Source organism: Agrobacterium sp. CFBP 3001, from assembly GCF_027871605.1.
Classification (GTDB): Bacteria; Pseudomonadota; Alphaproteobacteria; order Rhizobiales; family Rhizobiaceae; genus Agrobacterium; species Agrobacterium leguminum.
Genome location: NZ_JAQAHD010000014.1, coordinates 1 through 22,990 on the forward strand (window position 1 = coordinate 1; position 22,990 = coordinate 22,990).

16 protein-coding genes are annotated in these 22,990 nt (G+C 59.5%); 11 read left to right on the forward strand and 5 right to left on the reverse strand.

From position 1 onward, the window contains the following. Positions 1-107: 107 nt before the first annotated feature. Together PH605_RS17310 and PH605_RS17315 are read right to left on the reverse strand one after the other, a co-directional pair. A complete protein-coding gene (locus tag PH605_RS17310) occupies positions 108-2,351 on the reverse strand; it encodes a polysaccharide deacetylase family protein (RefSeq protein ID WP_142845532.1) in 2,244 nt (747 codons plus the stop codon). 173 nt (positions 2,352-2,524) lie between these two features. After that, on the reverse strand, positions 2,525-2,914 hold the full coding sequence (locus PH605_RS17315; RefSeq protein WP_035260778.1) for an acyl-CoA thioesterase: 390 nt from the start codon (positions 2,912-2,914) through the stop codon (positions 2,525-2,527). 173 nt (positions 2,915-3,087) lie between these two features. On the opposite strand from PH605_RS17315, the gene PH605_RS17320 reads away from it, so the two are divergent. Beyond that, entirely contained in the window at positions 3,088-3,282 is a 195-nt protein-coding gene (locus tag PH605_RS17320; protein ID WP_003519634.1) for a hypothetical protein, read from the forward strand. A gap of 30 nt (positions 3,283-3,312) precedes the next feature. Here PH605_RS17320 and PH605_RS17325 read toward each other — a convergent pair whose 3' ends face one another. Beyond that, complete coding sequence (locus PH605_RS17325; RefSeq protein ID WP_142845534.1) at positions 3,313-5,121, reverse strand: ABC transporter ATP-binding protein/permease; 1,809 nt, start codon at positions 5,119-5,121, stop codon at positions 3,313-3,315. A 292-nt stretch (positions 5,122-5,413) separates the two neighbouring features. Between PH605_RS17325 and PH605_RS17330 the strand changes: the two genes are divergently transcribed. The 7 genes from PH605_RS17330 (at position 5,414) to PH605_RS17360 (ending at position 17,142) form a co-directional block, all read left to right on the forward strand. Continuing rightward, positions 5,414-8,740, forward strand: a complete 3,327-nt coding sequence (locus PH605_RS17330; protein WP_142845535.1) for a transglutaminase family protein — start codon at positions 5,414-5,416, stop codon at positions 8,738-8,740. Position 8,741: 1 nt separating this feature from the next. Beyond that, complete coding sequence (locus PH605_RS17335; protein ID WP_020808587.1) at positions 8,742-11,147, forward strand: circularly permuted type 2 ATP-grasp protein; 2,406 nt, start codon at positions 8,742-8,744, stop codon at positions 11,145-11,147. A gap of 4 nt (positions 11,148-11,151) precedes the next feature. After that, complete coding sequence (locus PH605_RS17340; protein ID WP_142845536.1) at positions 11,152-12,030, forward strand: transglutaminase family protein; 879 nt, start codon at positions 11,152-11,154, stop codon at positions 12,028-12,030. Between the two features lie 167 nt (positions 12,031-12,197). Next, a complete protein-coding gene (locus PH605_RS17345) occupies positions 12,198-13,436 on the forward strand; it encodes a vWA domain-containing protein (protein ID WP_142845537.1) in 1,239 nt (412 codons plus the stop codon). Between the two features lie 124 nt (positions 13,437-13,560). Continuing rightward, a complete protein-coding gene (locus tag PH605_RS17350) occupies positions 13,561-15,183 on the forward strand; it encodes an ABC-F family ATP-binding cassette domain-containing protein (RefSeq protein WP_078052130.1) in 1,623 nt (540 codons plus the stop codon). Positions 15,184-15,243: 60 nt separating this feature from the next. Further along, positions 15,244-16,254 (forward strand): 2-hydroxyacid dehydrogenase, encoded by a 1,011-nt coding sequence (locus PH605_RS17355; RefSeq protein WP_142845538.1) that lies wholly within the window; start codon positions 15,244-15,246, stop codon positions 16,252-16,254. A gap of 135 nt (positions 16,255-16,389) precedes the next feature. After that, complete coding sequence (locus PH605_RS17360; RefSeq protein ID WP_080819594.1) at positions 16,390-17,142, forward strand: FadR/GntR family transcriptional regulator; 753 nt, start codon at positions 16,390-16,392, stop codon at positions 17,140-17,142. Between the two features lie 56 nt (positions 17,143-17,198). Here the strand turns inward: PH605_RS17360 and PH605_RS17365 are convergent, their stop codons facing one another. Further along, the gene (locus PH605_RS17365; RefSeq protein WP_142845539.1) at positions 17,199-17,996 is read right to left on the reverse strand and encodes a carbohydrate-binding protein; all 798 of its coding nucleotides are present in this window, start codon (positions 17,994-17,996) and stop codon (positions 17,199-17,201) included. A gap of 10 nt (positions 17,997-18,006) precedes the next feature. Beyond that, positions 18,007-19,794 (reverse strand): heparinase II/III domain-containing protein, encoded by a 1,788-nt coding sequence (locus PH605_RS17370; RefSeq protein ID WP_142845540.1) that lies wholly within the window; start codon positions 19,792-19,794, stop codon positions 18,007-18,009. Between the two features lie 247 nt (positions 19,795-20,041). Here PH605_RS17370 and PH605_RS17375 point away from each other — a divergent pair, with 247 nt between their 5' ends. The 3 genes from PH605_RS17375 to PH605_RS17385 are packed head-to-tail and all read left to right on the forward strand — an operon-like array spanning position 20,042 to position 22,988. After that, positions 20,042-20,971: a carbohydrate ABC transporter permease gene (locus PH605_RS17375; RefSeq protein WP_425292531.1), complete on the forward strand. Its 930-nt coding sequence runs from the start codon at positions 20,042-20,044 to the stop codon at positions 20,969-20,971. A gap of 3 nt (positions 20,972-20,974) precedes the next feature. After that, positions 20,975-21,811, forward strand: a complete 837-nt coding sequence (locus PH605_RS17380) for a carbohydrate ABC transporter permease (protein ID WP_078052136.1) — start codon at positions 20,975-20,977, stop codon at positions 21,809-21,811. A gap of 4 nt (positions 21,812-21,815) precedes the next feature. Then, a complete protein-coding gene (locus PH605_RS17385) occupies positions 21,816-22,988 on the forward strand; it encodes a glycoside hydrolase family 88 protein (protein ID WP_142845541.1) in 1,173 nt (390 codons plus the stop codon). Positions 22,989-22,990: the final 2 nt, after the last annotated feature.

Here is a 22,990-nt window from a genome sequence, read left to right on the forward strand (position 1 = left end):
ACGCCCTATGGGATGCCGTCGGCACATTGATCCCCCGATTCACATCCGCAGAATGCGCAAACTACTTCAGGGCTGCAGGATATGACCCGGATTGAACAGGATCTGCTCTAGATGAACCGGAAGGGCAGGCCCGAGATGAGCGCCTTGACGAAGCGCTTTTTCTGAAAGCGTCCATTCAGCGATACACGCGGTAACTGCGTCGGCTTTTCAAGGCTGTGGGGACCGATAACGCCCGCCTGCGTGGTCACTGCCGCGGAAAATCCTGCATCTTGAACCGCTTTCGCTTCCCGTTCTCCCACGGCCTTTACCCAGCCATAGGGATAGGAAAAGGACCGTGGCCGATGGTCGGCATAGGCTTCCACCCGGCGCGTCGATTCCGCGATCTCATAAGCCAGACGCGCCGCATCGACCTTACGCATATTCACATGCGTCATGGTATGCGCGCCGAAATGCACCAGAGGGTCCTTCGCCAGCGCCCTGAGCTCATCTTCATCCATGACAAGTTCGTCCACGATCGCGATGGGATCGACGCCATGCTGCCTCGCGACATGATCGATCCTTTCCACCGCCTCGTCTTCGGAAAAGTTCTGGACAAAATCTTCAAGCCGCATGAATGCCTCCGCTTTCTGCGAAGGGCTGGCGCATGCCACATGCTCCGGCCCCGCCCCGAAATCGAATTCGAACGACGCGGCTTTCTGCGTCAGGGCAGCGGCGGTTTCCCACCAGAGGCTGCGTGTTCGCTCCACAAAACCCGGCGTGATGAAAATCGTGTAGGGAACGGCATATTTACGGAAGATCGGCGCGGCATAGTCGGCATTGTTTCGATAGCCGTCATCAAGCGTGAAGGCGCAGAACGACCGGCCCTCGTGATTATCGGCAAGCAGAGCCGGCAGATCGTGCAGATGCACGGGAACGAGACCGCATTCGAGTGCGGCCTGTATCGCCTCTTCCAGAAATTGCGGCGTGACGGACAATTGCACATTGGGTGCGAAAGCCGAAACAGCGCCTCCGGGGCGCACATGATGAAGCGTGAAGATCACACCACGGCCGGCAAAAGACGGAAATGCCGAACGGACGGCCGGGAGAGAACTCACCTCCAGCCCCGCCCTTATGGCTCCATATTTCACAAGGCGTTTTATCGGCTGAAAGAAAATTCTCCCCGATTGTCCTGATGTCAGGCTGGGAAGAAGGCGTTTTCTCACGACTCTCGAGACCGTCAACGGCAGATCGATCAGGCCCGGCAAGGGATCGTTCGGCGCAAAGGCGGCCCAGCTGCGGATATTGCGAAGAGAAGCGAAATAGTCGCCGATTTTCGCCTGCCCCCTTCGGGCCAATGTGAAGGCGGCAACGGAATCGCGGACAAGATAGGACCAGGAAACGCCCTGCCGCGCATTGCCGGGCTGGCCGACCGGCTCGCCATTGGCGACCCGCCATAGCAGGGCGCCAAGGTCGATGCCCGCTGCAGAGCAAAGGCCAAACCATGACCATGGGCGTGGATTGACATCGAGAAGCTTCAGTTTTCCGTCCCGGCCGTCGAGCTTGAATTCCGCCTCGACCAGCCCGCTATGACCGGCCGATTTCAGTATTTTTCGGGCCGCATCCACCGCCTGCCCGTTGTCGACGACCTCGACGCTGGTGCTGGTATAGCCGAAATCGACAGGATATTGCCGAGCGCGCCGGGCAGTGAATTCCGCTACCGGCTCTCCGTTCAGCCAGAGCGCGGCGTAGGAGAACTGGCTTTCTCCCCCACCCGGAATGAGTTCCTGTACGACGACATTGCCAGCGCCGATCTCTCCACTCGCATCGGCAAAAGCCGTTTTCAGAGCATGTCGGTCATCGGCGCGAATGACTTTCGCTCTGGCGATGGTGGTATCGCCACCGCCCATATTCGGCTTGAGAATGACGGGAAACAATATGTCCAGCGTATCGATGTCAGCGGCCGATGCCAGCGCATAGGTTCGCGGAATACTGACGCCAAGTTCTGCGGCGCGCTGGTAAAGCAGCGGCTTTTCGCAGAGCCATTGCAGCGCAGTCCAATCCGGCAGGATGATTTTGTAGAGCGAGGACAGTTCCTCACGATGCTGCGCAACAAGCTGGACCTCTCCATCGCCGGACGGCACCAGCAGACAGCCCTTCAAACCATGCTTGTCGGCCATTTGACGCAGGAACGGCAGTGCCCCGGCATCATGCGGGCCGGCCCAGCGGATTGTTTTCCGCACGAAACGCGACCAACCCGGCAAAGGAGAATCGTGGGTGAGGTAATAAACGGGCACATTCAGGGCGCCGAGGCTTCGGGCAAGGGCGAGCGTACCGTGAGCGCCGCCGACAATAACAACACCTGGAATGGTCAAAGCCTGATCCCCGTCCTATTCCATATCTTGATCGCAAAAATTGATAAATAAATTGGATATTTCTAAAGTATTGAGCGGACCGACATCGAATTGCGAAAAATCCGAAACGCCGATGCTTTTAATCTTTTGCAGGCGCTTCGGAATTGCTTTGAAAAGAAAATGAGGATGCCGCCTCACGCCTCCTTGCGGACGGGACGCGGATCGCCGTTGTCGTCCACCGCGACCATGATGAAAACGGCCTCCGTCACCTTCTCGCGTGAATCCTGATAGTGCCTGCGGGTCCAGGCCTCGATCTTCAACGTGACGGAGGTGCGGCCGATCTTTTCGATTTTGGTATAGACACACAATGTGTCGCCGATCTTGACCGGCTTCTTGAAGACGATCTCATTGACTGCGACGGTGACAGTGCGGCCGCCGGCCACATCATTGGCGCGGACGAAAGCGGCAAGGTCCATCTGCGACATGACCCAGCCGCCAAAAATATCGCCGGCGGGGTTGGCATCGGCGGGCATCGCAAGCGTTCTGAGCGTGAGTTCCATATCGGCGGGCGGTTGCTGGTCCATATCTCAAAGTCCTTTCACAAGCCTCCCGCTGCCGGACTTAAACAACCGCGCCCCATCCGCCAATAGCCGATTTGTCGCGGCAGCCCTTCCAAAACAGCAAGGAATCACAGAGCCATCGTAATCTTCGGTTAACCATGATGAGGCACGATTCCAAAAAACGCGAGGGCATCCGAATGGCCTACGACTGGAGTGGAAACAACACAATACAGCAGCGCTACGACCGTATCGTCCTGGCGGTCGCCAGCGTCGTCGCCATCAGCCTGGCGACCGGCACCCTTGCCCTGCGTTCTCAGGTAGAGCCGGACACCACCATAAGCCTTGCCAAACAGCAGCGGCTCGATTCGGACAAATGGCATTTGCGGCTCTAGTCCGCTCGGACCAGCCCGATATCCAATGCCCTATTGCGGAGCACTCCCGGGCCTGGAGATATTTTCCTTCTGCGCGGTGTGGTCGAGATGCGCCACAGCCGGGGCGAGCACCGACAGGAATGTTTCCGACCGGCCGATATAGACGATCGCCGCACCCTCGATCCCGTTCAGAACTTCCGCCAGCGTATCCTGCGTCTGTTTTTCCAGCCCTTCGAGCAAATCGTCGATAACGACGAATTTCGGCTTCAGCAGCAGGGCATTGGCAACCCGAATGCTGGCCTGCTCATCCGAATCCAGTTTTTTATCCCAGCGAATGTTTTCCTCGAGACGCGATGCCATCTCGCCAAGCCCGCAGGCTGTGAGCGCCGAGACATAATCCGCATCGGCGAAACGCTGGGGCGCGCGCGGATAGGCGAGAATTTCACGCAGCGATCCCGCCGGCAGATAGCCGTGCTGGGCGATGAAAAGCGTGTCGGACTGCTCGGGCATCTCAATCCTGCCCTGCCCCCAGGGCCACAGGCCCGCCATGGCCGCAAACAGCAGCCTTCGGTTCACGCCCTGCTCGCCATTGATCATCAGCCGTTCGCCCGGCCCGATCTCGACTTCGCTCTCGCGCAGCTGGAAGCCGCGATCCAGATCCTGCCCACCCGCATCGCGGCAGATCACCACCGACTGGAGACGGATTTTTTCATTCTCCGCGCTGCGTTGCAGATCGATCGCCAGGCCGTGCTGTTCGACGCTGTCCATCTGGATAAGGGCGTTACGGAACACCGAAACGCGCTGCAACGTCGCCTTCCAGCTGGCGATCGGCCCGAAATTGTCAATGTACCAGCGCAGTGCCGTGTTGACCTGGTTGAACGCACCGACAGCCATCATCAGCCCGCCGAAGGTGAGGTTGCCGGAGAAATAAACCGGAGCCGCGATCAGGATCGGCGCCACCACCGCCAGCCAGCCATATCCTGCCGAAACCCATGTCAGATGCGTTAGCGCCATAGCGAGCCCGCGAATGACGCCGAGCACCGCATCAATATCGATGCCTATCCGCCGCCTTTCGTTCTTTTCGCCACGTGCAAGGGCAATGGCGGCAAGATTTTCGCTGGCCCGCATCAGTGAGAAGCGAAGCTCCGCCTCTTTGGAATAACGCTCGGCATTCAGCCCCACCAGCCGATAACCGACGAGATTGCTGAGCAGGGAAGCGGAACCGGCGTAAAGGATCGCCGCCCAGACCATATAGCCGGGGATCGCATAGGTATCGCCGCTGATGGTGATGGCGAAGCCGGCCGAGAGCGACCAGAGGACGCCGATAAAGCTGACGAGCAGGATCGTCGCATTGACGAGACCGATGGAAAGCGCCGTGCTGCTTTCAGCCAGATTGCGGACATCGTCATGCAGGCGCTGGTCGGGGTTGATCGCAATCGTGCCGAAACCGGCAAGACGCGCGGCCCGTCCCGGTTTCAGCCATTGATCCACCATATCCTTGGCAAGACCCTCGCGCATGTTCAGCGCCGTCATCTGGTTCAGCCAGGTCTGGATGACGTTGAGGAGAAGCAACAGCCCCGCGATGATGGCGAAGACCTCCAGCTGGTGAATGAAGGCGGCAAGATCGCGCCGCTCCAGCGCGTTGTAAAACGGCGCGTTCCATTCATTGAGCCTGATCTGCCCATAGGCGGTGAGCAATATCACCGTGAGCAGCGCTATCGACAGCAAGATCAGCCGGGTGCGCACCGGCGAGGTCCAGAAGGCACGCCCCATCATGCGCAGCTGCGCCGGGAAATCGAGATCGAAACCCGAAGGATTAGCCGCGCTTTTGCGCTGATCGTCGGTCACCGTTGTTGCCATTCATTCCATTCCGAAACGTCAGTCGGCAAAGAAAGCGGGTCGCGATTCTGCGCCTTTCGTTGCCAAGCAATAACACGCCGTTCGACCTTGTCCACAATCCCGGCGAAATCTCAGCGGCGATGATTGAAAAGCCCGGACAATTCTTACCGCGGGCAAATATCGCGACCTCGACCAACAATGCGGTTGCCCCCGGAAATGATCCTTGCTTTCTTTTCCTGCATTGCACAAAATCCGAATAATTTCAGAGGGGCGGACAAACCGCATAAGCCGGAAAACCGGGCAAGGCAGATTAATGGCGATCAAAGCGAGCATCTATCATCTGACGCATTATAAATACGACAATCCGGTTCGCCTTGGACCACAGATCATAAGATTAAAGCCCGCCTCGCACTCCAGAACCCGCGTTATCAGCCATTCGCTCAAGGTTTCGCCCTCCAATCACTTCGTGAACCTTCAGCAGGATCCCTACGGCAATTACCTCGCCCGCTTCGTTTTTCCCGAGCCGGCGACGGAATTTAAGATCGAGGTCGATCTTGTCGCCGATATGACGGTTTACAATCCGTTCGATTTCTTTGTGGAGGAAGAGGCGACAAAGTGGCCCTTCGACTATCCGCAGGAATTGCGCGACGATCTCTCCATCTACATGAAGCCGGAGCCGACAGGCCCGCTGCTTGCCGCCTTTATGGCCACCGTCGACCGCACGCCGGGGCAGCAGACGGTGGATATGGTCGTTGGCCTCAATGCCCGCCTGCAACAGGAGATCGGTTACGTCATCCGCATGGAACCGGGCGTCCAGACGCCGGAGGAAACGCTTGCTTCCGGCAAGGGGTCCTGCCGCGATACCAGCTGGCTGCTCGTGCAGGTTCTGCGGCATCTTGGCCTCGCCGCCCGTTTCGTGTCGGGATATCTCATTCAGCTCACCCCCGATCTCAAAGCGCTGGATGGCCCATCCGGCACCGAAGTGGATTTTACCGATCTGCATGCCTGGGCCGAAGTCTATATGCCCGGCGCGGGCTGGATCGGCCTTGACCCCACCTCGGGACTTCTGACGGGCGAGAGCCATATTCCGCTGGCGGCAACGCCGCATTACCGCAATGCGGCGCCGATTTCCGGCGGTTATTACGGCCATGCCAACACGGAATTCGCCTTCGACATGCAGGTCCGGCGGGTTGCCGAAACGCCGCGCATCACCAAACCCTTTTCGGATGAAAGCTGGGAGGAACTCAACGCGCTCGGTCAGGAGGTCGATGACGTTCTGAACAGCCATGATGTCCGGCTGACCATGGGCGGAGAACCGACCTTCGTTTCCATCGACGATTTCGAATCCGACGAATGGAACACCGGCGCGGTCGGGCCGACAAAGCGTGAAAAGGCCGATGCCCTGATCCGCCGCCTGCGTGAGCGTTTCGCACCGGGCGGCTTTCTACATTACGGGCAGGGGAAATGGTATCCGGGCGAAAGCCTGCCGCGCTGGACCTTCTCGCTCTATTGGCGCAAGGACGGCCTGCCGATCTGGCAGAACCCGGCGCTGATCGCCGAGGAGGGCGCAAATACGGGCGTCAAGGCGGAAGATGCGCAAAAACTGCTGGGCGGCATAGCCTCCCATCTCGGCATCGAGCCTGAGCTGGTGCTGCCGGCCTATGAGGATCCGGCCGAATGGATCATCAAGGAAGGCAGCCTTCCCGACAATGTCGACCCGTCCAATTCCAAACTCAAAGACCCGGAGGAGCGAAACCGCATGGCCCGCGTCTTCGAACGGGGACTGACGACACCGACCGGTTATATTCTTCCCGTTCAGGCATGGAATGCGCGCGCCGCCGGCAAACGCTGGATCAGCGAAAAATGGAAGACGCGGCGCGGTAAAATATTCCTGGTTCCGGGTGACAGCCCGGTGGGTTACCGCCTGCCGCTCGGCACCCTGCCCTATGTGCCGCCATCCGCCTATCCCTATATTCATGAAGCCGATCCTTCGATCCCCCGCGGTCCGCTTCCCGATGTGCTGAGGCCATCGGGCCGCGCCATGCCCGAAGCCTCCTTCCATGCCAGCGAGGCCGCAGGGCAGGAGCGCATCGAACAGACGCTCGGCGAAATCGGCGGCGCGGTGCGCACCGCCATGTCGGTGGAACCGCGTGACGGAAGGCTCTGCGTCTTCATGCCGCCGGTCGAGCGCATCGAGGACTATCTGGAACTGATTGCAGCAGCGGAGGCGGCTGCCGCCGAGCTTGGACTGCCGGTCCATATCGAAGGTTATGCGCCGCCGCATGACGAGCGCGTCAATGTCATCCGCGTTGCACCCGATCCCGGCGTCATCGAGGTCAACATCCATCCCGCCGCGGGCTGGAAGGATTGCGTCGACATCACCACGGCTGTTTATGAGGAAGCGCGTCAGTCGCGTCTCGGCGCCGACAAGTTCATGATCGACGGCCGCCACACCGGCACCGGCGGCGGCAACCATGTGGTCGTGGGCGGCGCCAACCCCAATGACAGCCCCTTCCTGCGCCGGCCCGATCTTCTCAAAAGCCTCGTTCTGCACTGGCAGCGGCACCCCTCGCTCTCCTATCTCTTCTCAGGCCTCTTCATCGGCCCGACGAGCCAGGCGCCGCGTATCGACGAAGCCCGCCACGACAGTCTCTACGAGCTGGAGATCGCGCTTGCGCAGGTGCCTGCCCCCGGAGAAGGCGTGCCGCCCCTGCCATGGCTGGTCGACCGGCTGTTCCGCAATCTTCTGACGGATGTGACGGGCAATACCCATCGCGCCGAAATCTGCATCGACAAGCTGTTTTCCCCTGACGGGCCGACCGGCCGCCTTGGCCTTGTGGAATTCCGTGGTTTCGAAATGCCGCCCAACGCGCGCATGTCGCTCGCCCAGCAATTGCTGGTGCGCGCCCTCATCGCCCGTTTCTGGAAAAACCCGGCCGCCGGCAAATTCGTGCGCTGGGGTACGGCGCTCGCCGACCGCTTCATGCTGCCGCATTATATCTGGGCGGATTTCCTCGACGTGCTTGCCGACCTCAGGGAAAACGGTTTCGACCTCAAGCCGGAATGGTTCACCGCCCAGCAGGAATTCCGTTTCCCCTTCTTCGGGGAAGTGGAATATGAGGGCGCGAAGCTGGAATTGCGCCAGGCCCTGGAGCCCTGGCATGTGATGGGCGAACAGGGCGCCATCGGCGGAACCGTGCGTTATGTCGACAGCTCCGTCGAGCGCCTGCAGGTGCGGCTGGAAACCTCCAACCCTGCCCGTTACGCGGTTGCCTGCAACGGCCGCGCCGTTCCGCTGACCCCGACCGAAAACCGCAGTGTCGCGGTCGCCGGCGTTCGCTTCAAGGCATGGCAGCCCGCTTCCGGCCTGCATCCCGTTCTGCCCGTCAATTCACCCTTGACCTTTGACATTTATGATACATGGTCGAGGCGATCTATCGGCGGATGCATCTACCATGTTGCTCATCCGGGCGGGCGCAATTACGAGACCTTTCCCGTCAACGGCAATGAGGCCGAGGCACGCCGCCTCGCCCGTTTCGAACCATGGGGGCATACGGCAGGGCAATATCCGCTACAAGCGGAAACCATGTCGCCAGAATTTCCGCTGACGCTCGATCTGCGTCGGCCTTACGGAGTGTAAATTGTCCAAAGCCCCGGCAACGGAACGCAAGACGGAAACGAGCGCGCAACCGCGTGGGCTTGAATATTCCCCTTTGCCGGGCGTTGCCGACGAAATGCTCGATACCAACGGCAAGGTCAGGCCGGTCTGGAAGACCCTGCTCGACGCCCTGTCGCGCATGTCGGAACGGGAATTGCATGAGCGCTTTGCCCGCACCGACCGCTACCTGCGCGATGCCGGCGTGTTCTACCGCGATTACGGCAAGGGCAGCAGCGAAAGAAACTGGCCGATCTCCCATATTCCGGTGCTGATCGACGACAGGGAGTGGGCGGTTCTCTCCGAAGGGCTGAAACAGCGCGCCAATCTTCTCGAAGCCATGGTCGCCGATTTTTACGGCGAAAACCGGCTGGTCAAGGAAGGTTTCGTACCCCCGGCCTTGATCGCCTCCAATCCGGAATATCTGCGGCCCATGGTCGGCGTGAAACCGGCAAGCGGCCATTATCTGCATTTCTGTTCCTTCGAGATCGGGCGCGGACCTGACGGCAACTGGTGGGTGCTGGCCGACAGGACGCAGGCGCCTTCCGGTGCGGGTTTCGCGCTGGAAAACCGGGTGGCCACCACCCGTGCACTTTCCGATATCTATGCCGAAACCCATGTGCACCGTCTGGCCTCGTTCTTCGGCGCTTTCCGCGACACGCTGCAGGCGCAAAGAAAGCACCCCGACGACCGGATCGCCGTGTTGACGCCCGGCCCCGCCAACGAAACCTATTTCGAACACGCCTATATCGCCCGTTATCTCGGCTTCATGCTGCTGGAAGGCGAAGACCTCACCGTCGTCAACGGCCGCGTCATGGTCAGAACCGTAGCGGGGCTGAAACCGGTCGGGGTTCTCTGGCGGCGTCTCGACGCCTCCTATTCCGATCCGCTGGAACTGAACCAGCAATCCCATATCGGCACGCCGGGCATGGTGCAGGCGCTGCGCAATGAGGCGCTCACCGTCGTCAATGCGCTCGGCAGCGGCATTCTCGAAACGCGGGCGCTGCTCGCCTTCATGCCGCGCATCTGCCGCCACATTCTGGGCGAGGAGCTGAAACTGCCATCGATTGCCACCTGGTGGTGCGGGCAGGAATCGGAACGCCGCCATGTCGCCGGCAATATCGAAGGCATGGTCATCGGCCCGGCCTACTCAAGGCTTCCCTTCTTTGACGACAACGGACAATCCGTGCTCGGCTCATCGCTGCGCGAAACGGCAAAGGAATCGATCAGCGACTGGCTCGCCTCCGACGGCCACAGGCTGGTGGGACAGGAAGTGGTGACGCTTTCGACAACCCCGGCCTATATCGACAACAAGCTCGTGCCGCGCCCGATGAGCCTTCGCGTTTTTGCCGCGCGCACCCAGGATGGCTGGCAGATCATGCCCGGCGGCTTTGCCCGTATCGGCAGCAGCAACGATGTCTCCGCCATCGCCATGCAATCGGGCGGAAGCGCTGCGGATGTATGGATCGTCAGCGACAAGCCGGTGGAACGCACCACGCTACTGCCGGCGGAAGAAAGCTTTACACGCAATATGCCGGGCAGCCTCCCGAGCCGCGCAGCCGACAATCTCTTCTGGCTCGGCCGTTATATCGAGCGTTCGGAAGGCGCCCTGCGCATCCTGCGCGCCTGGCACGGACGTTATGCCGAATCCGCCGATCCGCGCCAGCCTCTGCTCGCGCATGTGACACGCTATCTCGAAGCGCTCGATGTGGAGATGAGCGATGCCGTGCCGGAAAGCCTGCTGAACAACATCAACAGCGCGCTTTATTCCGCCAGCAATATCCGCGACCGCTTTTCGCCTGACGGGTGGCTGGCGCTGAACGACCTTGCCAAGACCGCCCGCCGTTTCCACGCGAAAGTGGCCCCCGGCGACGACGCTACCCATGCCATGACGATCCTGCTGCGCAAGCTTGCGGGCTTTGCCGGTCTCGTGCACGAAAACATGTATCGCTTCACCGGCTGGCGTTTCCTGTCGATCGGCCGCTACCTGGAGCGCGGCCTGCATATGACGCGTCTTCTCGGCCATATGACCGGCCCGGACGCACCTGACGGCTCCTATGACATGCTGCTCGAAATAGGCGACAGTGTCATGACCCATCGCCGCCGCTACAACGTCAATACGGCCGGCCTGACCGTGACCGACCTTCTGGCGCTCGACCCGCTCAATCCCCGCTCGATCCTGTTCCAGCTGAACGAGATCCGCACCGAGGTGGAGCAGCTTCCGAACGCTTTCGTCAACGGCCAGATGTCGCCTTTCTATCGCGAGGCGATGCGTCTGCATTCCGGGCTCGCCGTTATGACGCCGGAAAACATGAACGGCGCGATCTATCGCCAGCTCGAAACCGACATGGAACATCTCTCCGATGTTCTGGCCCGGACCTATCTCGGATAATCCTATGCTTTACGATCTTTCCCTGCATATGGGTTACACCTACGACACGCTGGCCCACGGCGCGCGCCACATCATCCGTGTCCTGCCGCTCTCCATCCCCGGCCGGCAGCGGCTTGTCGCCGGCTCCATCGATGTTTCGCCGGTGCCGGAAGAACGTGCCACCTTCGAGGACTTCTTTCATCAATCGGCCACGTCAGTGCATCTGCGCGCTCCGCATGAAAAGCTGGATATCCGTATGCAGGCCCGCGTGATGGTGGAGGCGCCGGCGCTGACGGCGGATTTTTCGCCCGAGCTTTCCCGCCTGCCGCAGGACCTGGCCGATGTCTGGTCGCTCGATTTCCAGTCGCCGCACCACTTCATCGGCGCAAGCCCAAGGATCGGAATGGATGCGGCAATATCCGCCTATGCCCGGGAATTGCTGCAACCGGGAATGACCATTCGCGAAATCGCGCGCTCTCTGTGCAAACGCATCCATAAGGACTTTACCTATGACGGCGAAGCGACGACCGTCGATACGACGCCATCGGAAGCCTTCAAGCTGAAGCGCGGCGTGTGCCAGGATTTTTCGCATATCATGATCATGGCGCTGCGCAGCCTCGGCATTCCCGCAGGTTATGTCAGCGGTTTCCTGCGCACCATTCCGCCACCGGGCAAGGAACGGCTTGAAGGTGCCGATGCAATGCATGCCTGGGTTCGCGTCTGGTGCGGAGAAGCAGCCGGTTATCTGGAACTCGATCCCACCAATGATATCGTCGCCGGAAGCGACCATATCGTCGTCGGTTACGGCCGGGACTATTCCGATGTCGCCCCTGTGATCGGTGTCTTGAAGAGCTATGGCAACCAGCAGATAAAACAGGCCGTCGACGTCATCCCCGTCCAATAATGACACGATGTGTATTATTGCGGCCATCGCGCCAACAATTCTTGAAAATACTTCGAAAACTGCTCCAATTTGATCGCTGCGTAAAATTGAACCGATCACGTTAGCGGATTTTACATCGTTTGCGGCTTCTCTGTGCTCAGTCGAATATTCTAATCCGTGAGCCCGTCATGACCGCCTCTGCACATCAAAAACCGAAGCGCCGTTTTCTTGCCGATACCAGCGGGAATTTCGGCATGATGACGGCCATTCTGCTGCCGGTGTTGCTGGGTTTTGCCGGCGCCGGCATGGAGTTGGCCAATGTGATGCAGGTGAAAGCGGATATGCAGAATACCGCGGATTCGGCAGCCCTTGCGGCGGCCACCGAAGCCCGTTTGAAAATGGGCGACCTGACGGACGAGCAGATCAAGGAAATCGCCAAGAACTTCATCGCGGCCCAGATGGAAAAGAACCTGACCGAGGAAGAGAAAAAGGAACTGGAGCAGAATTCTCCGACCAATATCACAAAGACGGAAAATGCCCGCGGCAAAACCTACACCGTCGAGACCACGATCAACCACCGCGTACAGCTCAATCCGCTGCTCGGGTTCATTGGCGCAAAAACACTCGATCTTTCGGTAACGGGCACCGCAAAGAGCACCGTCAACAAGGGCGCACCGATCTCCATGTATCTGGCGCTTGATCGTTCCGGTTCGATGTCATTCAAGACGGATACCATCAATACCGCGAAAAAATCGTGCCCGGTTTATACGGCTGACAATTGGGGTACCAGCGAAGCGAAGGCCACATCCAGTCCCTGCTATGTCAACAAGGCCACGTCGCTCAAAACCGCCGTCGGGTTCCTCGTCGCAACATTGAACAAGGCTGATCCGACCTACACGGCCAACGGCGGTTCAGAACTCGTCCGCACCGGTGCCTCGGTCTATACGCACGAGACATATGCTGCTCAGCCCATCAGCTGGGGTACGGGCAGTGTCGCCAGCTATGTCAACAAACAGATCCCGGAATTTCCCTCCGGCGGCACGGATGCCCGCAGCAGCCTGAACGCCGCCTATAACGCCCTTAAAAAATCCAACACTGACGAAGCGAAAGCACACAAGGACAAAGGCAGTGAATCGTTCGAGCGCTACATTGTTCTCATGACCGACGGTGAAATGACGGGCAACAGCGCCTCGTGGAATTCCAGCATCGACCAGTCCGTGCGCACCACCTGCGAGACCGCCAAGAAAGACGGGATCAAGATTTTCAGCGTCGCCTTCATGGCGCCGGACAAGGGCAAGTCGCTGTTGCAATATTGCGCATCCAGCCTCGACAATTATTACGCGCCGGAAAACATGGAGCAGATCGTCACAGCCTTTGGCGAAATCGCCCGCAAGGCTGCCGGCAGCATAGCCACGCTCACCAACTAACTCTGTTTCCGGAGGGCTGCTCCGGAGCGTCTTGTCGGCTGCATGGCTGACAAGACGTGTGCGGCAGGTGACAGCGGCGGCGGCCCGTGGCATAGGAGGGCCGCTCCCATTCACAGGCCCTGTCATGATCCGCATCGAAAACATCAGCAAGTCGAACAGTCACCGCATTCTCTATATCGAGGCCTCCGCCGCGCTCAATCGCGGTGAGAAGATCGGCCTTGTCGGTCCGAATGGCGCCGGCAAGACCACGCTGTTCCGGATGATCACCGGCGAAGAGCAGCCCGACGAGGGCCAGGTCGTCGTCGAAAAGGGCATGACGGTCGGTTATTTCGATCAGGATGTCGGTGAAATGTCCGGCCGCTCGGCCGTCGCGGAAGTCATGGAAGGGGCAGGCCCGGTCAGCGAAGTGGCGGCGGAGCTTCGGGAACTGGAAGCCGCCATGTCCGATCCCGACCGGATGGACGAGATGGACACCATCATCGAACGTTACGGCGAAGTGCAGGCGCGTTATGAGGAACTGGACGGCTACGCGCTGGAAGGCCGTGCGCGCGAAGTGCTGGACGGGTTGAGCTTCAGCCAGGAGATGATGGACGGCGATGTTTCCAAGCTTTCCGGCGGCTGGAAGATGCGCGTGGCGCTTGCGCGTATCCTGTTGATGCGCCCGGACGTGATGCTCCTCGACGAACCGTCGAACCATCTCGATCTCGAAAGCCTGATCTGGCTCGAGGATTTCCTGAAAAACTACGACGGCGCTTTGCTGATGACGTCGCATGACCGCGAATTCATGAACCGCATCGTCACCAAGATCATCGAAATCGATGCCGGCAATCTCACCACCTATTCCGGCGATTACGGCTTTTACGAACAGCAGCGCGCGCAGAACGAAAAGCAGCAGCAGGCGCAGTTCGAACGCCAGCAGGCCATGCTTGCCAAGGAAATCAAGTTCATCGAACGCTTCAAGGCCCGCGCTTCGCACGCCTCGCAGGTGCAGAGCCGCGTGAAGAAACTCGAGAAGATCGACCGCGTCGAGCCGCCAAAACGGCGTCAGACGGTGGCTTTCGAATTTGCCCCCGCTCCTCGCTCAGGCGAGGATGTCGTGGCGCTAAAGAAGGTGAACAAGGCCTATGGCAGCCGCACGATCTATGGCGAGCTCGATTTCATGGTGCGGCGCAAGGAACGCTGGTGCATCATGGGCGTCAACGGCGCTGGAAAATCGACGCTGCTGAAGCTGGTGACCGGCACGACGGAACCGGATTCCGGCAATGTCACGCTCGGCGCCAGCGTCAAGCTCGGCTATTTCGCCCAGCACGCCATGGATGTTCTGGATGGCGACAGCACCATTCTCGAATGGCTGGAGGAGCGTTTTCCGAAGGCGGGGCAGGCGCCGTTGCGCGCCCTTGCCGGCTGTTTCGGCTTTTCCGGCGACGACGTGGAAAAACGCTGCCGTGTTCTTTCCGGCGGTGAAAAGGCCCGTCTCGTCATGGCCGCCATGCTGTTCGATCCGCCGAACTTCCTCGTGCTGGACGAGCCGACCAACCATCTCGATCTCGACACCAAGGAAATGCTGATCAAGGCCCTGTCGGATTATGAGGGCACGATGCTGTTCGTTTCGCACGACCGCCATTTCCTCGCCGCGCTTTCCAACCGGGTGCTGGAACTGACGCCCGATGGTATCCACCAATATGGCGGCGGCTATACCGAATATGTCGAAAGCACGGGACAGGAAGCACCGGGCCTTCGCAGCTAAGCCACCTGCCGGACGCGTCGCACTGTAACGGCAGCTTTCGTTTGGAGACTGGAGAAACAGATGCGGATCGTGGTCTACAGCGCCAAACCCTATGACAGGCAGTTCCTTGACGCTGCCGCTCACGCTGGCATGCGGATGCAATATTGCGAAGCACGCCTGTCTCTCGAGACAGTGGCGCTGGCGGAGGGAGCGGCGGCCATCTGCGCCTTTGTAAATGACGACCTGTCGCGGCCAGTGCTTGAAAAGCTTGCGGAAATGGGTGTTCGGCTCATCGCCCTGCGCTGCGCCGGTTTCAATCAGGTCGATCTAGCCACGGCCGAAAAGCTCGGCCTGACCGTTGCGCGCGTGCCGGCCTATTCGCCCTATGCGGTCGCCGAACACACCATGGCGCTCATCCTGTCGCTCAACCGCAAGATCCATCGCGCCTATAACCGTGTCCGCGAAGGAAACTTCGCCCTCGACGGTCTTCTCGGCTTTGATCTTCACGGCAAGACGGTCGGCATTGTCGGCACGGGTAAGATCGGAGCGATTTTCGCGCGCATTGCGGCCGGCTTCGGCTGCCGTCTCGTTGGCCATGACGTACGGCCAAATCCGGATTGCGAAGCACTGGGCATGGTCTACCTCTTGCGCGAGGAACTGTTTCGAACATCGGACATTCTGGCGCTGATGTGCCCGCTCACACCGGAGACCCGTCACCTCATTCGCCGGGAGACGCTGCCGCTTTTGAAAAAGGGCGTGATGCTCGTCAATACCAGCCGCGGCGCCATCATCGACACGCAGGCGGCAATTGCGGGTCTGAAAGACGGCACAATCGGCAGTCTCGGCATCGATGTCTATGAAGAAGAGGCCGATCTCTTTTTCGAGGATCTTTCCAACGACGTGCTGCGCGACGATGTTTTCGCGCGGCTGCTGACCTTCCCCAATGTTCTGGTCACCGGCCATCAGGGCTTCTTCACGCAGGAGGCCCTCAGGAACATCGCGGACACCACGATCGGCAATATCGAAAGCTTTTTCAGGACCGGCAGGGCGCTATATGCCGTTTCCACGGAACAGTTTGCCGGCCCGGTCTAGTGTCTCCCGGACGATTTTTAATACCATTCCGCGCGTCCTTTATATGAAAGCGGGTAAAATTGGTATGATCATTGAGTTTTACTGAAATTCATCATACATATTTGAGAGGCTTCACGCCTGCCTCGATTTTAATGCATGGTGACCGACGTGCCTGAACAGCAAAAACAGCGCAGCAAATCCTCCGGTTCTCTGGTCAGCAGAGTTAGCCTCAGCCTGAGAAATGCGATTGCCTCCGGGCAATATGGACCCGGCGACCGCCTGCCCAGCGAAATCGAGATGACGGAAACCCATGGCGTCAGCCGCACCGTGGTGCGCGAGGCGGTGACGGCGCTACGCTGCGACGGGCTGGTGGAGGTGCGTCAGGGGGCGGGCATTTTCGTGCTGAAACGTGAAAAAGACGCGTCACCCACACCCGGTATCGACCGCGCCCGGCTCTCTTCCGATCTGGAGGTGCTGGAAATCAGGACGCCGCTCGAAATCGAAGCGGCAGGGCTCGCCGCCCTCCGCCGTTCGCCTTCGCAGGAGGAAGCGATTTTCGACTGTCACGCCCGGCTTCTGCAATGTATCGAAGAGAACCGCTCCATTCGCGAGGCGGATCTGGCGCTGCATCTTGCCATTGCGGCCGCCACCAACAATCCGCTTTTCACACAGTTCCTCGAGCTGCACGGTCAGGCCGTGATTCCACAATCGCGCGTGGTTTCCGAAACCGGCGAGAACGACCAGACAGCTTACCGGCGATTGATCCACAAGGAACATGAAGCCATCGTCATCGCCATATCGGACCGGAACGAACAGGCCGCGAAGCTGGCGATGCAGGCGCATCTGCGCGGTAGCCAGCACCGCTACCGCGACATGATGCGCGACATGCGCGGCATCGCGCACAGCTAAAGGATTTTCAGTAAAACCGGGTCGTCGCTCTGTGCTCTGCAAGCCGCAATCAGGCGCTACGGTGCCTCCCGCAGATCCGCTCCCCAGACCTCGATCTGCGTCAGCGCGGGAAAGGGCGAAGGGTCGTCGGCTTTTTTAAGATCATGCAGACGGATCCATTCCACCTGGCGCGGCGCGACCGGGAAACTCTGGGCAGCCCCGGTTTTTTGCAGGAAAAAGCTCGCGCTTTCGCCGTCGGAAAAAGTGACGCTCGCTTTTTCCCACCAGGCATCATGGGGAAAGTCCGCCCGCAGGTAAAAAGTCAGCTGGTCGATGAGGACTGCGCGGCCGAATACGAGGGTCAGCGAAGCTTCGGGATCGCGGTTGATGCCCCAGCTTGTGTAGGGCCAGAAGCCGTGGCCCGCGCTCGCCTTTTCACCATCGATGACGTTGCGGGCTGCGAAGGCCGCCTCCCCACGCGTTTCCGTGCTCGCATAAACGTGCGGAAACAGCGAGGTGTTTTCATGATCGTCAAACGGGTTGAGGGCCAGATTCCTGCGAACCCCGATTTCACCGGCAAGTGTGCGGCGCGCGGCGATCCGGTGAAGGTTACCGCTGAAAGCCTGCGGCGGATAGGATTTGCGTTTTGCCGCAGAGGGAACGGGCAGGATGAATTGGTTTCCGTGCAGGAAAACCAGCGTCGGCGGCATGCCGGCATCGAGCGCAAGCCAGATATGACCGGGCTGCGAAACCTCGACGACAAGCCTGTCGCCCTCGCAATATTCTGCGCGATAGACGAGCAAAGCTTCGTCCTCCGCTCCGGCTTTCGCCAAAATATCACCCACCGCATTGACGACCTTGAGTGTAAGTTTCATCGGCACTTCCTTAACTGATCGTCAGGCACAGACGCTGGGCTGCGATGGGGATGAGAATGCGATAGATCACCGGCGGCCAGGACTGGCGAAGACGGGCATCGTTGATTGCTATGGCTTCGATGGCGGGTTCTCCTGCCCCTTCGCAGGCTATCTCTCCCAGCCCCGCAAAGATCAGCCGACCCGGCATGACAGCGGGCTTTTCGGCAGCCATCAGCGACAGAACCGCCTCCTGCCCGCCCTGATAGTCGTCAAGGACTTCCACATGGCTGCCACGCAGCAGTCGGACGCGGCGGCGATAGTGCTCAACACGCGCCACGGCGGGATAGGCCCCGGCTATATCGAAAGAGACTTCCGCCTGCTCTTCAGAGAATTCGGTCACAAAATCTCTCGCCGCAAACTCTGCCCCGGCGGCCTGCATGACGCCGCCGAAAGTCGGCAGATTGTGAAAGGCCGATTGCATCGTCCAGATGTCGTAGCGTTGCGGCGAGAAGGTTTTTGCGGTGTAGGTTTCCACCCCGACATCGATGATGAACGGCCGGCCGTTCTTATAAAGCGTGAAACTGCCGACATCGTTGTGGTTGTGGCTCTCGCCATTATTGCCCGCCTTCACGGCAAGATCGAAGACCCCATCGCGGGCAATCGCCAGACCGATGCCGGGATAGGCGATGTCGGTCTTTGCCGGTTGCACCGGAACAGGCGCGGACAATTCCGGGATGGCAAGCACCGCCTGAACCCGATACCAGAGGTTCCACTCCTTGCACATCAGCCGGTCCGGTGAGCGGTTCCAGCAGGCGGCAGCGAAAGCCTGCAGCGGCGGCGAAGAAACGGCCTTGCCGAAAAGATATTCCCGCACGCCGGATGTCTCGACCTTCGCCGGCGCATCGGCGAAGTTGAAGAACCGGTCTTCCGCCACGTGCATGTTGAGAATGAATTTGGCCATGCTGCGCAGCTTCGGCGCATGAAAGAGCGGCGCCATGGAGCCGGGCGCAGAGGCTTCGAGAATGCTCATCGCCCCGAACAGGCAAAGTGCCGCATGGCCATAATAAAGAACGCCCTCTTCGCAGGCGCCGTCTTCCGCATAATCCTTCTGAAACGCATCGAGACTCTTGAGCGCCTTTTCCACGACCGAACGCCTTGTCGACTGGTCTGTGGGCAATAGCAGGGTCGAGAGAAGGACATTCTGGGTAATCCAGGCCGTCCAGTTGTTCATCCGCTCGTCGCCATTCCCCATCCACCAGAAAGGCCGGGTGAGATAAGGCGTGGTGATGCGCCGGTCGATCTCGACGCGGACGCGGGAAACGAGGTTTGCATTTGCCCTTTCCAGTTCCGGTGCCAGCAGATGCAGGCACAAAGCGAGATTGGCGCCCGTTTCGGCAGCGAACAGGTCGATCACCGGGTTTTGCGGATCGGGCAGCGGATATCGCGGGCCGCCGCGAATATGGGAATTATGGGCGGGCAATTGCCAGCCGCTCTCCTCGCATATCAGCCAGAGACCATCGATGATGGCGTCGAGAAAGCGGCCCTGCCCCTCGGCGCATTCTCCAAGAACAAGCGCGTTCAGCTTCAGTCGTCGGGAAAAATAAAGCGCCTCGAAACGATCGCGATTGCCGGTGCGACTATATTCCCGGTAGTCGCCCGCGAGAATGACGGACCAAGGCTCGTCAAGGATCTGCTCCGCCGCCTCGATGAGACTACGGGAAACCGCGCCCGGTGCTGAAGACCTCATTTTCTGCGCCGTCAGTTCCGCGCCGAAATCGGCGAACCGTTCTGGCAGAAGCCGCACCATTTCGACAAACACGCCCTCAAACCTCCCGCGCGTTCCGCAATCCGATATGGGCCTCCTATCATACGTATTTTTGAAAAACCAGAAAATTTGTCTGACTTTATGCAAAGTTGTTTGACCAATATCGATATTGTGTTATCCAGAGCGCGGGAGGCGGCAGGGCGAAGACCCGGACCGCAATGGAAAATGCAGGCAGCCGACACGGATGAAACAGTGAAACGGCGGCAATGGGAGATATGCTGTGGCAATCGCAACCGCGACCATGTCCGACAAGCAGGCGACTCCGTATCGCAGGAAAAAACTCCGCATCGTCTCTAAACGGCGGCGCAGAATAGAAAATGCGCTCGTCGCCTATTCCTTCATTGCGCCCAATTTTCTCGGCTTTGCGATTTTCACGCTCGGACCGATCCTCTTTGCCTTTGCTCTGGCCTTCATGCATTGGGATGGCTCCAATGCGATGCGTTTTGCCGGTCTCGATAATTTCTGGCGACTTTTCGAGGACAGGGCCTTCATCGCGGCCTTCTGGAACACGGTCATCTACACCGTCGCGTCGGTGCCGGCCACGCTCGCCTGCGCACTCGGGCTTGCGATCCTGCTCAACCAGAAAATCCTCGGCCGCAATTTCTTCCGCACGGCCATGTTCTTTCCCTATGTCGCATCGCTGGTCGCCGTGGCCGTCGTCTGGAACATGATTTTCAATCCGGAGATGGGTCCGGTCAACATGCTGCTCTATACGCTCGGCCTCGATCCCGCCGACATGCCGGGATGGGCGGCGGACCGTCACTGGGCCATGGTCACGGTCATTCTCTTCGGCGTGTGGAAAAGCATGGGTTATTACATGGTCATCTATCTCGCCGGGCTGCAGGGCATCAATTCGGAGCTTTATGAAGCCGCGGGACTGGATGGCGCCAATGCCTGGCAGAAATTCATCCACGTCACCCTGCCACAGCTTGCGCCGACGACCTTTTTCGTGACCGTCATGCTGACGATCCAGTCCTTCAAGGTTTTCGATCAGGTCTACATGATCACACAGGGCGGTCCCGGCACCTCAACGCTGGTTCTCGTCTATCACATCTACAATGAGGCCTTCATCTCCTGGGATCTCGGCTATTCCAGCATGATCGCCCTCGTCCTGTTCTTCCTCGTCCTGCTGGTCACCATCGTCCAGTTCAAACGGCAGCGGGAGGATTGATCCATGCGCATCATGGGCCGCAAAATCCCCGCCGCCACGGTTGGCATCTATCTGACGGTCATCGTCGTCACCATCGTCATGCTTCTGCCCTTCGCATGGATGCTGTCGGCGTCGCTGAAGCTCAGCCGCGATGTCTTCGCGTTCCCGATCGAATGGATCCCCTCGCAGCCGCGGTGGGAAAACTATGTGGAAATCTGGACGAAAATCCCGCTGGCGCTGTTCATCTACAACACGTCGAAGCTGACGATCATCGTCACATTGCTGCAATTGCTGACTTCAAGCTTCGCAGCCTACGCCTTCGCCAAGCTGCATTTTCCCTACAAGAACACGCTGTTTCTCGGCTATATCGCCACCATCGCCATGCCCTGGCAGGTTTATATGGTGCCGCAGTTTCTGTTGATGCGCGAATTCGGGCTCAACAACACCCATCTCGCCCTGATTTTCCTGCAGGCCTTTACCGCCTTCGGCGTTTTCCTGATGCGGCAGTTTTACATGTCGATCCCGAACGAACTCTGCGAGGCGGCGCGCATCGACGGCATGAACGAATACCAGATCTGGGCGAAGATCATGCTGCCGCTTTCCAAACCGGCGCTTTCCACCTTGACGATTTTCACCTTCGTCACGACCTGGAACGACTTCATGGGTCCGATGATCTATCTCACCAAGACCGAGCTGAAGACCATCCAGATCGGCCTGCGCATGTTCATTTCGCAATATTCGGCGGAATACGGATTGATCATGGCCGCCTCGGTCGTGGCGCTTGTCCCGGTTCTCGTCGTTTTCCTCGCATTGCAGCGCTTCTTCGTCGAAGGCGTCGCCTCCACCGGCCTCAAGGGTTGATTTCATGCTCGATTTGACCACGTCCCTCCCAACCCCGATCACCGCCGCCGAAATCGATGCGGCGCTGGCCGTGGCCGTCGCGCAGGTCAGGCGCAACCTGCCGCAATTTACCTATGCGGCGCAGAACCATTCGAGCGTGAAGAATTTTTACCCGGCAGTCGCCAACGATCAATGGACCGCCGGTTTTTGGCCGGGCCAGATATGGCTCGCCTTCGAACATACCGGCGACAGGACCTTTCAGCATGCGGCGCAGATTCAGGTGCAGAGTTTCCTGCACCGTATCGAAAACCGCATCGAGACCGATCATCACGATATGGGCTTTCTCTACTCGCCCTCCTGCATCGCCGCATGGAAACTGGTGGGCGATGAGGATGGAAGACGCGCGGCGCTGATGGCGGCAGACCAGTTGATGGAGCGGTTCCAGCCGGTCGGGCAATTCATCCAGGCCTGGGGCCGCAGGGACAATTCCAACGAATATCGCTACATCATCGACTGCCTTTTGAACCTGCCGCTGCTTTATTGGGCAAGCCGCGAAACCGGCCGGGAAGACTACCGCACCGTGGCGCTTGCCCATGCCCGCACCACGCTTGCCCACTCCGTCCGGCCGGACGATTCCACCTATCATACATTTTACATGGACCCGGAGACCGGCGCGCCGGTGCGCGGCGTCACAAAACAGGGTTACAGCGATGAGAGCTACTGGGCCCGCGGACAGACCTGGGGCATTGCCGGCATGGCCATTTCCTATCGATATGAGCGCCTGCCCGCCTATCGCGACACCTTCGAGCGGCTTCTCGCCTTCTATCTCAAACGCCTGCCCGACGATCTCGTACCCTATTGGGATCTGATTTTTGCGGATGGCGATGGCGAACCGCGCGATAGCTCGGCGGCCGCCATCGTCGCCTGTGGCCTCCTGGAAATGGCGGAGCTGGAGACGCCGGAAAAGGCGGCGGAATATCGCGATCTGGCAAGGCGCATGGTGAAAAGCCTCGCCGACATCTATTCGGTGCGCGATCCCGCGATCTCCAACGGGCAGCTTCTGCACGGCACCTATTCCAAGAAGACGCCCCATAATACCTGCCGGGGCGAAGGCGTCGACGAGTGCGTTTCCTGGGGCGATTATTATTATCTGGAAGCGCTGATCCGGCTTTCGCGCAACTGGTCTTCCTATTGGTGAGC

What these genes read in the sequence shown, in the direction of transcription:
- PH605_RS17360 (WP_080819594.1), top strand. Translation starts at nt 16,390, where the DNA reads ATGGTGACCGACGTGCCTGAACAGCAAAAACAGCGCAGCAAATCCTCC.
- PH605_RS17340 (WP_142845536.1), top strand. Translation starts at nt 11,152, where the DNA reads ATGCTTTACGATCTTTCCCTGCATATGGGTTACACCTACGACACGCTG.
- PH605_RS17355 (WP_142845538.1), top strand. Translation starts at nt 15,244, where the DNA reads ATGCGGATCGTGGTCTACAGCGCCAAACCCTATGACAGGCAGTTCCTT.
- PH605_RS17345 (WP_142845537.1), top strand. Translation starts at nt 12,198, where the DNA reads ATGACCGCCTCTGCACATCAAAAACCGAAGCGCCGTTTTCTTGCCGAT.
- PH605_RS17315 (WP_035260778.1), bottom strand. Translation starts at nt 2,914, where the DNA reads ATGGACCAGCAACCGCCCGCCGATATGGAACTCACGCTCAGAACGCTT.
- PH605_RS17320 (WP_003519634.1), top strand. Translation starts at nt 3,088, where the DNA reads ATGGCCTACGACTGGAGTGGAAACAACACAATACAGCAGCGCTACGAC.
- PH605_RS17375 (WP_425292531.1), top strand. Translation starts at nt 20,042, where the DNA reads ATGTCCGACAAGCAGGCGACTCCGTATCGCAGGAAAAAACTCCGCATC.
- PH605_RS17330 (WP_142845535.1), top strand. Translation starts at nt 5,414, where the DNA reads ATGGCGATCAAAGCGAGCATCTATCATCTGACGCATTATAAATACGAC.
- PH605_RS17385 (WP_142845541.1), top strand. Translation starts at nt 21,816, where the DNA reads ATGCTCGATTTGACCACGTCCCTCCCAACCCCGATCACCGCCGCCGAA.
- PH605_RS17380 (WP_078052136.1), top strand. Translation starts at nt 20,975, where the DNA reads ATGCGCATCATGGGCCGCAAAATCCCCGCCGCCACGGTTGGCATCTAT.
- PH605_RS17365 (WP_142845539.1), bottom strand. Translation starts at nt 17,996, where the DNA reads ATGAAACTTACACTCAAGGTCGTCAATGCGGTGGGTGATATTTTGGCG.
- PH605_RS17325 (WP_142845534.1), bottom strand. Translation starts at nt 5,121, where the DNA reads ATGGCAACAACGGTGACCGACGATCAGCGCAAAAGCGCGGCTAATCCT.
- PH605_RS17350 (WP_078052130.1), top strand. Translation starts at nt 13,561, where the DNA reads ATGATCCGCATCGAAAACATCAGCAAGTCGAACAGTCACCGCATTCTC.